Genomic DNA, 8,527 nt, shown 5'->3' with positions numbered 1-8,527 from the left:
ATTCCACGGAAGTCACTTCACTACCGCACACCACTTGAAGTATTCCTAAGTCACGTCACAGATGAACAGCTTTCAACATTTTTCTAATTTAAATTGACATTTCGGGATTATTATAAATAAGTAACATAAAAGAGCTAGTGTCTTAGTAGATTCACTAACTCTTATTTTATATATCTACATACGTCAATTGCTAGTTTGTAACATTCAAAATTTTGCTAGATTATTCGTCATGACAAGTGCCTCGATTTGTGCTTGCAATCCCACCAAACTACGAGCATAAGTCTGTTCGCTTCCCAAGAGTTTCAATTTAGCAAATGCAGTCTCAATAAGGCGACGCGTCCGCTTACGGGCTGACCTATTATGCTGTTTTGCATCTTTCATATTTGAACGATACGGCGTCCAGATGTCGTGACCTTGTTGCTTAACCTTACTTCGTAAGTCTTTACCGACGTGCCGACGTCAGCTAGAATTTGTGGACAAGGGCAGTTTTGAATCAATTCTGGAGCAGCCTTAACGTCATGGATTGACGCTGGTGTCACTTCATAATCGAGAATCAGGCCGCTAGGTTCTACGATCATGTGAACTTTGAAACCATAGAAGTACAGCTGTTTCGTAGCGTTATAGCCAATGTTTGCAATCCCAGCAAACAAGTGAGCTCGAGCATTACGAACCCCTTGAAAAAGCGGGAGCGGATAACTATCGATAATGGCTGTTTGGGAAGGCGTAGTCAACGTTAGCAATCCTCGGCGAATTGCTTGAAAAACTGGTGTGACCTAGTTAATCCGACGGATTAGGAGGGAAAACTCTAACAAGGGTAACGAAGGGATCGTAGCTTGCACTAAATCGTAAAAGGCCGTCCAAGTTGGAACATGATATTGCGTTTTGAGGAGCATTAGGGCCATTATCTCAGCGTCAGATAGTTTGACGTGTTCAATATTGCTCCGTTCCATAAATTTTAGTGGGACAAAATCTTGCATAAACTGTTGTAATTCAGAACAAGTGTGGGCAAAACCCGCTTAAAAATCATGGCGATCATAACTAGACTTAAAGTAGCTTAACAAGGCAAAGACTCCTTTTTTAGTCTACTTTGAGTCTAACCTTGTTAGGCTTTTTTTGTTAAATGTTACGAACTAGCAAATCGCGTAAAAAGATACTAGTATCTTGATAACAGTCAAGTTATCTAAATTGTTTTTTACTTATGATATGTAGTGTCAAGAAAGGGAGAGGTGAAAAAATGATTAAGTTACAACAATTTTTTATGAGGTACAAAAAGCAACTTTTGCTTGTTAATACTATTCTGCTGTTGCTTGCTGAAGGATCTAAATGGTTATTGCACATGAATTTACCATACCAGGCTTTGATGCTTATCGTGGGGATTGTCGGAGTGCTTCCAATTGTTTTGACGGCTATTTCATCTTTAAGGGTTAAATTAATTTCTATTGATGTTTTAGTATCGCTGGCGGTAATCGGTGCCTTCATTATTGGTGAATTTAATGAAGCAGCCATTGTTACTTGGCTATTCATGTTAGGAGATGTACTGGAAGAATTAACCCTAAAGAAAACGCGGTCAGCCGTCGCTGATTTAACCAAAATGGCACCACAGACTGCGTTAGTTGTTCAAGATGATGGCTCAACTGAGAAAAAAGACGTCGATTTCATTGATCCTGGTGAGAAGATTTTAGTTAAAACTGGTGATCAGGTTCCAGTCGATGGCAAGGTTATTTCAGGTTCTGGTTATCTTAATGAAGCCAGTGTTAACGGTGAATCTAAATTAGTTAATAAAAAAGCCGGTAATGAAGTATATGCAGGAACTATCCTTGAAAACGGTACATTGACTGTCGAAACTACCGCAGTGGGTGAAGATACGACTTTTGGTAAAATTATCGAAATAGTTGAAGAAGCACAAGATACAAAGTCACATACAGAAAAGTTAATTAACCGGTTTTCCAAATATTACACTCCCGCCGTACTTATAATTGCAATCGTTGTAGGTTTAATTACTAAAGACCTTAGGCTAGCTGTTACAGTTATGGTGCTGGGTTGCCCAGGTGCTTTAGTTATTGGTGTGCCAGTATCTACAGTTGCTTGTATCGGTAATGGTGCTAAAAATGGCATTATGTTTAAAGGGTCGCAAGTGATGGACCAAACTCATCGGATTGATGAAATTGCTTTTGATAAAACCGGCACTTTGACTATCGGACATCCAGAAGTTAGTGCAATTGAGGTATTGAATGGTTCCAAAGATGAAATTATTAAATTAGCTGCTCAAATTGAGCGTCAAAGTAATCACCCCTTAGCTCAGGCAATTGCCAAATTAAATAAACAAACACCAGCTTCAATTAAAGTGGAAACTGTTAAGGGTAAGGGAATCATCGCTACTTTAAATAATCAAAAATATTATTTAGGTAACCAAAAATTCATTGTTGAAAACACTCGTGCCAATGCAAAATTGGGTAAAACAATTGATCATTTGAGTCAATTAGGTAATTCAATTGTCACTTTTACCAATGATGACCAAAGTCAATTAGCTGTTTTTGGCATTAAAGACCAATTGCGCCCAGAAGCTAATGATGCTTTAACCCACTTAAAAGAATTAGGGGTTAAGAAGATCGTGATGCTTTCTGGAGACAATCAAGAAACTGCTGAACGAATTGCGACGAAGTTGCCAATCGATGAAGTTCATGGTCAAATGTTGCCACAAGACAAGGCAGCTTTTGTTAAAAAAGAAAGAGCTAAGGGACACCATATTGCTTTTATTGGTGATGGGATCAATGATAGTCCGGCCTTAGCCAATGCTAATGTTGCAATTGCCGTTGGTAGTGGAGCAGATGTTGCCATTGACGTTTCAGACATCGTTTTAGTTAAAAATGACTTGCGAAAGATCACTTATGCCCTTGGATTATCCAAGAAGACAATTTTGAACATGAGTGAAAATATCGTGATGGCTTTACTGACAGTCTTATTGTTGTTCATCGGTTTGTTTGCGGGTTATGTTGCAATGGCAAGTGGGATGTTTATTCATGAATTTAGCATCTTAATTGTTATCTTGAACGGGATGCGATTAATTAAATTTCAACAAAATTGACGATCATCAAGTTTATAATCAGCAAAACAAAGTATCATTAGATATGTAAATTAATAAGGAAGGGGAATTTAATCATGGAAAAAGTAATGATGAAATTATCTGGCCTGACCTGTCCTTCATGCTTAAGCAAAATTGAAAGGGCGGTTGGTAGTTTGGATGGAACCGACCAAATCAAAGTTTTATTCAATGCAGGCAAGCTAAAATTTACGTTGGATCCTGATAAGACTAAAACTGTTGACGTCAAGACAGCTATTGAAAAAATGGGTTATGAAGTAAAAGAAATTAAGGCAAAGGAGCTTAACTGATGAATGCAGAAGAAAAATACCAGGCGGAATTGAAGCAAAGCGACATTGATCACCATCAGCCAACGGCAGCTGCCATGACTGGTCACATTATTTCTAACTTGTTAATCCATTCTTTAAAGATTAACCAAGCTAACTTATTTGCTAAAGGATCTGCTAGTCTTTTTTTAGCCGAAAAAGCTGCTGGTTGGATTGCTTATGAACGTCAGGAATTTGACCAATTGAATCACTTATTGGTTAATAATGGTGAAAGTATTCCAACAATTACAGCTCAATTTAAGGAATATACTATGCTAGAAGAAGATGGAAGTAGTAAATATTTAACGGGTGATAAGCAATTGTTTGCCTTGGTAAAAGATTTTGATACGCAAACGCTCTTCATTACTAAGGCAATTGCTTTAGCTAACAATGAAAGTTGGCCAGAATTATCTGCTAATTTAACTAATTTAATGGCTTGGATTAAGGAGCAAATTCGGGTAACTCAAGACTTCTTAGGTCATGAACTAAAAGAAGGATTGTATGTCGAAGACGACGATGATGACTTTTAATTAAAGGACGATGAATTTAATGGCTGATTTATGTGTTAACTTAGTACCACTATTTAATGCTTTACCTCAGGATGAGAAGATGCAAATCGAAAAATTAGTTCAGCATAAAAACTATGAAAAGGGTGAAGTGATAATTGATCCAACGATAAATGATAATTTAGTAATTGTCGCTGATGGTAACGCTAAGCAGTACACCTTAGATGAAGACGGCTATGAGAATGTTTTGCAAATCTTGCATACAGGTGATTATATTGGTGAGAATTGGCTTTTTGGTCAAAAAAATATCAATAATTACGTCGAGGCTACGGAACACAGTGAAATTTGTTTATTAAAACGGCAGGATTTATTGAAGTTGATGCATAAACAGCCAGAATTAAGTATTCGATTATTGGAACTAAATATTGTTAAAGTTTCGGAAATGCAAAAACAACTTCACTTGTTGGCTTTGCCGAAGGTTGAAGACCGGTTATTAACGTATTTACAAACATATACAGATGAAATTGGAAAAAATAATTTTACCTTACCCTTAAAAATGAAGGACTTAGCCTTATACCTTGGAACAACACCTGAGACCCTGTCTCGTAAATTTGCTTTATTAGAAAAGCAAGGTCAACTGAAACGTCAATTACGTCGAATTGAATTATTCGAAAATTAGTTTATCAGGCAAGGCATGCTTAACCAAACGATAGAGGGCCATCTAGGTGGTAAGTTGATAGTGAACTTTTAGGAACATGAGGGCCAATAAGTCTTCATCGGCAAGCTTAGTGTTATTGCCGTTACGACGATCGGTGAACCAACAAGGAACGAACCAATCAATTAGTATTTTAAATTGAGCCCTTGGATGATCAAAACGGGCTTGGAAATCCATGTGATTAAGACTAGACTGAGATTAGCTTAGCATGGTTAGGACTCCTTCTTTAGTCTACTTTGAGTCTAACCTTGTTAGGCTTTTTTAAATGTTACGAACTAGCAATTCGCGTATCTACATAATTCTAATAACAGTAAAAAGAGCGTATTTGTAGCATTTTAAGTAATCGCTCAAGTAGTCCCCTGACAGGGTATCGACCTAGTTTTCCCCTAGCAAAATGCTGGAGAAAACTAGATTATGGCATCTTTCTAGCTCTGCTCCGAAAAGCAGCAACCTTTACGCTCACGCAGTCCTTGCTGCCCCTCAACATCGCTTTAGCTTCCCTGTTAGTCGGGTGGTTTTTTGGTCTGGTAATTGCTCGTGGAAAACTTCAATGAGAAACCATATAAAACTCATATTGACAGTAGGTAGGTTGATCCCCATATATTTCTATATCATAGGGTTCCACTCCTATCCATTCTTTGCGCTTATCCCAAGTGGCCGATATCGCCCATTGATAAGTACTCAAAAGTTACACTTTAAGGAAAAGAAAAAAGCCTACAAAACTGTAAGCTTTAATCAGTTTCTAGCGCTTTAAGTGCTTCGTATAACTTAGCTTTAGCTTGGTTAACTGCATTTAGTTCTGAACTATAACCACCATTATCCAACTCTTTTAGAACAATTGAACACCATTTTAAAGGAAGCTGATCTTTTTTGTCCGAACAGCGTTCAGATTAATTTTACAATCTACCATTTAACGACTTATTTAGCCAATAAACTTCGCTGCAAATTCGCTGAATTGCTTACCAGCACCAGCTAAGAATGATTGGGTGTCTTCATTTGTGATATGACCATTTTCATCAGCCAACTTATCAGTATTACCGATGTACAATTCTGGTTGTTGCATCGTTGGCATGTCTAAGAAGACCAAGGATTGACGTAAAACATGGTGTGCTAAGACGCCAGAGTTACCAGAGATCGATTGGGAAGCAACCAAAGCAGGCTTGCCGCCCCAAACACTTTGACCCCATGGACGTGAAGCAACGTCCAAAGCATTCTTCAAGGCTGCTGGGATGCTACGGTTATGTTCAGGTGTGACAAAGATGAACGCATCTTGAGCCGCAACGACCTGACGAAATTCTGTATATTCTACGGGTGAATCCGCATCGTAGTCTTGGTTATATAGTGGCAACTTAGCGATATTTAAGTACGTTACTTCAGCGTCGTCTGGTAACCCAGCAACGATAGCTTCAGCGACCCCTTTAGAATAAGAATTTTTACGAATAGAACCTACAATTACACCATATTTTGTCATATCAAACAATCCTTTCAAAATTAATTTCTTCGTTGCACTTACTAATAATAAGTATATCAAGTTGTTGAAAAAGTGCAACCATTTTATCCGCCGGATTTACAATCTAAGTACAACATCATAAATTAAACAAAAAGGCCATTAAGACCTATGAAGTGCCTCATAATTGTTAGACAAAAGTTCTAACGATTGTGAGGCACTTTTTATGACTAAATACAAACCTGACTTTAAAGCTAAAATTGTCCACGAATATCTGACTACTCCACAAAGTTCTCGAGCCTTGGGGCGCAAATACAGTATCAGTAGCCGACTGATCAGGAAATGGATTCAAAGATATCGCTTAAGTGGGATAGACGCCTTGAAACGGCGTCGTCATCCACGAACCCTTACCGCAGATTTTAAGTTGAGTGTGATAGACTACTACCAAACTCATGAGGAATCGATGGTTAAAGTAGCGGCTCGATTTGACGTGCAAGCGTGCCAAATTTCACTTTGGCGGTCACAGTTTAAGCGAGATGGTATTGAAGCCTTGAAAACTCACCCGAAAGGTAGGCCGTCAAAGGTGAAACATACTAAGAAACGACTTCGTCGTCTTACTAATAAGACTGAAGTGGAACGTTTAAAAGAAGAACTTGCCAAGAAAAGCCAAGAACTCTATGACACAAAATTGGAACGTGACATCTTAAAAAAATCGTTGGCCCTGTTCGGACCCTCCAAGGCAAAGAGAAAACGCAAATAGTTGATCAGATCAGGGCAGATCAAGCATCGCTACCGAAGAAATATCGCTATAAGATTGGTGACATTCTTCATAAAATCAACCTTCCTAAGGCTACTTACCATGATGAGCGCAAGCGCATCGCTAACCATCATGATAAATATGCGAGTGTTAAGCAAGTGATTCTTAGCGTGGCTAAAGAAGGGCAAGTCCGCGGACGATGGACCTACGGTTATCATCGCGTGAACCAAAAACTGCGGGCAATGGGCATTCATTTGGCGGACATGACGGTGAACAAGTTGATGGCGAAATTAGATGTTCAAGTGGCACTGTATAATCGCCACCGTAGTGGTAAATACTCATCTTATGAAGGTAATGTAGGCACAGTTGCGGATAATCTACTAAAACAACAATTTCAGGCCACCATTCCTTATCAAGTCCTCCACACAGATGTTTCTCAAGTTCGCTTAGCTAATCACAGTTGGGCTTATATTTCCTCAATTATCGATGAAGCCAGTAAGGAAGTTTTAGCCTTCCAATTGAGTCAACATCCTGATCGACAGTTGATTACCGCTACTCTCAACGAGCTATGTACAAAGCTACCTGATAATGCTCAACCAATTATTCATTCTGATCAGGGGTGGCACTATCAACTGGGGTACTATACCCAAAAGTTAGCCGATAATCACTTTATTCAAAGTATGTCCCGTAAGGGAAATTGTCATGATAACGCACCAATGGAGAGTTTCTTTCACCTGTTTAAGACAGAGTTATTAGATGGTTTCCCGCCATGTAAAGACTTAGCTTAATTAAAATCACTCTCAGCTCAATACATTCATTACTTTAATTACCAACGTATCTCCTTAAAAACAAAAGGTATGACTCCGGTTGAATACCGAAATCATACCTTGGTAGCTTAAATAATCAATTTTGTCTAACTTTTTTGTTGCACTTCAGTTTCTCAGGGACTTTTCTTATATCATGAAGAAGTTATCGAATTTGTTCTTAGAATGGCTTAGAAAGCAAAATAACAGGGGTGTTTTTGCCAAATGGTAAAGTTACAAAGCAAAGTTATCCAATTCCTTGTTGATGTCTTCTCTCTCAATTCAGATATAGCGAAGTGTGATCGCTTGTGATGAATGATTGAAGATTTTCATCAGAGTAACGACATCATGAGTTTGCTTGTAGAAATGGTAGCCAAATGTTCTCCGCATGGAATGAGCAGTAAGACCCTTCAGCGTTGGCATTCCGTTGCTGATTCGACTAAACATACGGTATACGGCTTGCGTCTTGATCGGTTCATTATGGTTCCTGTAATTAGCAAAGAGCCAGGCAGAATCAAATCCCCGTTGGTCTAAGTAGTTGTTGATCTGGTTCTTAATTGATTCATTGAATCGGAGTACCCGTTTTTTGCCCGTCTTGCTTTCAATAATAGTGGTGTTGGCTTTTGGCTTGTCGTTATCATCGACCACATCATCAACCTTGAGCTGAAGAATATCATTGGTTCGAATACCATTGTTGATACCAATATCGAAGATTAAACGGTTCCGAAGTGGTTCCTTAGTCCTATTGGCAATCAACTCCCGGACCAGATCAATTTGAGAGCTAGTCCTTAATGGTTCTGAATTTTGAATATGCTGTTTTTTCATAGCAAACACCCCTTTTGTGCTGTGTACATATTTCATAAATAATACACCATAACTTGTACACAATAACAA

General features: G+C 38.5%; 8 protein-coding genes and 3 pseudogenes. 7 read left to right on the top strand and 4 right to left on the bottom strand.

Annotation, left to right across the window (positions count from 1 at the left end; genetic code table 11):
- Nucleotides 1-204: 204 nt before the first annotated feature.
- Nucleotides 205-1,061 (bottom strand): annotated as a pseudogene (locus tag H5975_RS09275) (IS982 family transposase).
- Between the two features lie 173 nt (nucleotides 1,062-1,234).
- Between H5975_RS09275 and H5975_RS06275 the strand changes: the two are divergent.
- The 4 genes from H5975_RS06275 to H5975_RS06260 all read left to right on the top strand — a co-directional run bounded on the left by H5975_RS06275 (nucleotide 1,235) and on the right by H5975_RS06260 (nucleotide 4,590).
- Entirely contained in the window at nucleotides 1,235-3,085 is a 1,851-nt protein-coding gene (locus H5975_RS06275) for a heavy metal translocating P-type ATPase (protein WP_204785327.1), read from the top strand.
- A gap of 74 nt (nucleotides 3,086-3,159) precedes the next feature.
- On the top strand, nucleotides 3,160-3,390 hold the full coding sequence (locus tag H5975_RS06270) for a heavy-metal-associated domain-containing protein (protein WP_204785326.1): 231 nt from the start codon (nucleotides 3,160-3,162) through the stop codon (nucleotides 3,388-3,390).
- A complete protein-coding gene (locus H5975_RS06265) occupies nucleotides 3,390-3,935 on the top strand; it encodes a DNA-binding protein (RefSeq protein ID WP_204785325.1) in 546 nt (181 codons plus the stop codon). The genes H5975_RS06270 and H5975_RS06265 overlap by 1 nt, the downstream gene beginning before the upstream one ends.
- Nucleotides 3,936-3,954: 19 nt before the next feature.
- Nucleotides 3,955-4,590 carry a Crp/Fnr family transcriptional regulator gene (locus H5975_RS06260; protein ID WP_204785324.1) on the top strand — a complete coding sequence of 212 codons (636 nt, stop codon included), beginning with the start codon at nucleotides 3,955-3,957 and terminating at the stop codon, nucleotides 4,588-4,590.
- A 45-nt stretch (nucleotides 4,591-4,635) separates the two neighbouring features.
- Here H5975_RS06260 and H5975_RS09270 read toward each other — a convergent pair.
- Nucleotides 4,636-4,803, bottom strand: a pseudogene (locus H5975_RS09270) (IS982 family transposase); the annotation flags it as partial.
- 745 nt (nucleotides 4,804-5,548) lie between these two features.
- Nucleotides 5,549-6,097 carry an NADPH-dependent FMN reductase gene (locus tag H5975_RS06255; protein WP_204785323.1) on the bottom strand — a complete coding sequence of 183 codons (549 nt, stop codon included), beginning with the start codon at nucleotides 6,095-6,097 and terminating at the stop codon, nucleotides 5,549-5,551.
- Between the two features lie 202 nt (nucleotides 6,098-6,299).
- Here H5975_RS06255 and H5975_RS06250 point away from each other — a divergent pair, with 202 nt between their 5' ends.
- From H5975_RS06250 to H5975_RS09265, 3 genes and pseudogenes are all read left to right on the top strand, one after another.
- The gene (locus tag H5975_RS06250; RefSeq protein ID WP_204785322.1) at nucleotides 6,300-6,833 is read left to right on the top strand and encodes a helix-turn-helix domain-containing protein; all 534 of its coding nucleotides are present in this window, start codon (nucleotides 6,300-6,302) and stop codon (nucleotides 6,831-6,833) included.
- Complete coding sequence (locus H5975_RS06245) at nucleotides 6,785-7,618, top strand: IS3 family transposase (protein ID WP_204785329.1); 834 nt, start codon at nucleotides 6,785-6,787, stop codon at nucleotides 7,616-7,618. The genes H5975_RS06250 and H5975_RS06245 overlap by 49 nt, the downstream gene beginning before the upstream one ends.
- Before the next feature lie 21 nt (nucleotides 7,619-7,639).
- Nucleotides 7,640-7,729, top strand: a pseudogene (locus tag H5975_RS09265) (IS3 family transposase); the annotation flags it as partial.
- Between the two features lie 186 nt (nucleotides 7,730-7,915).
- Here H5975_RS09265 and H5975_RS06235 read toward each other — a convergent pair.
- Nucleotides 7,916-8,527, bottom strand: a 612-nt coding sequence (locus H5975_RS06235) for a tyrosine-type recombinase/integrase (protein ID WP_204785321.1), incomplete at its 5' end; no start/stop codon positions are given.

The organism is Limosilactobacillus coleohominis (assembly GCF_016901675.1).
In the GTDB taxonomy this organism is placed as follows: Bacteria; Bacillota; Bacilli; order Lactobacillales; family Lactobacillaceae; genus Limosilactobacillus; species Limosilactobacillus intestinavium.
Note: the sequence above shows the minus strand (reverse complement) of the source record. Positions and strands in the feature narration are given on the sequence as shown.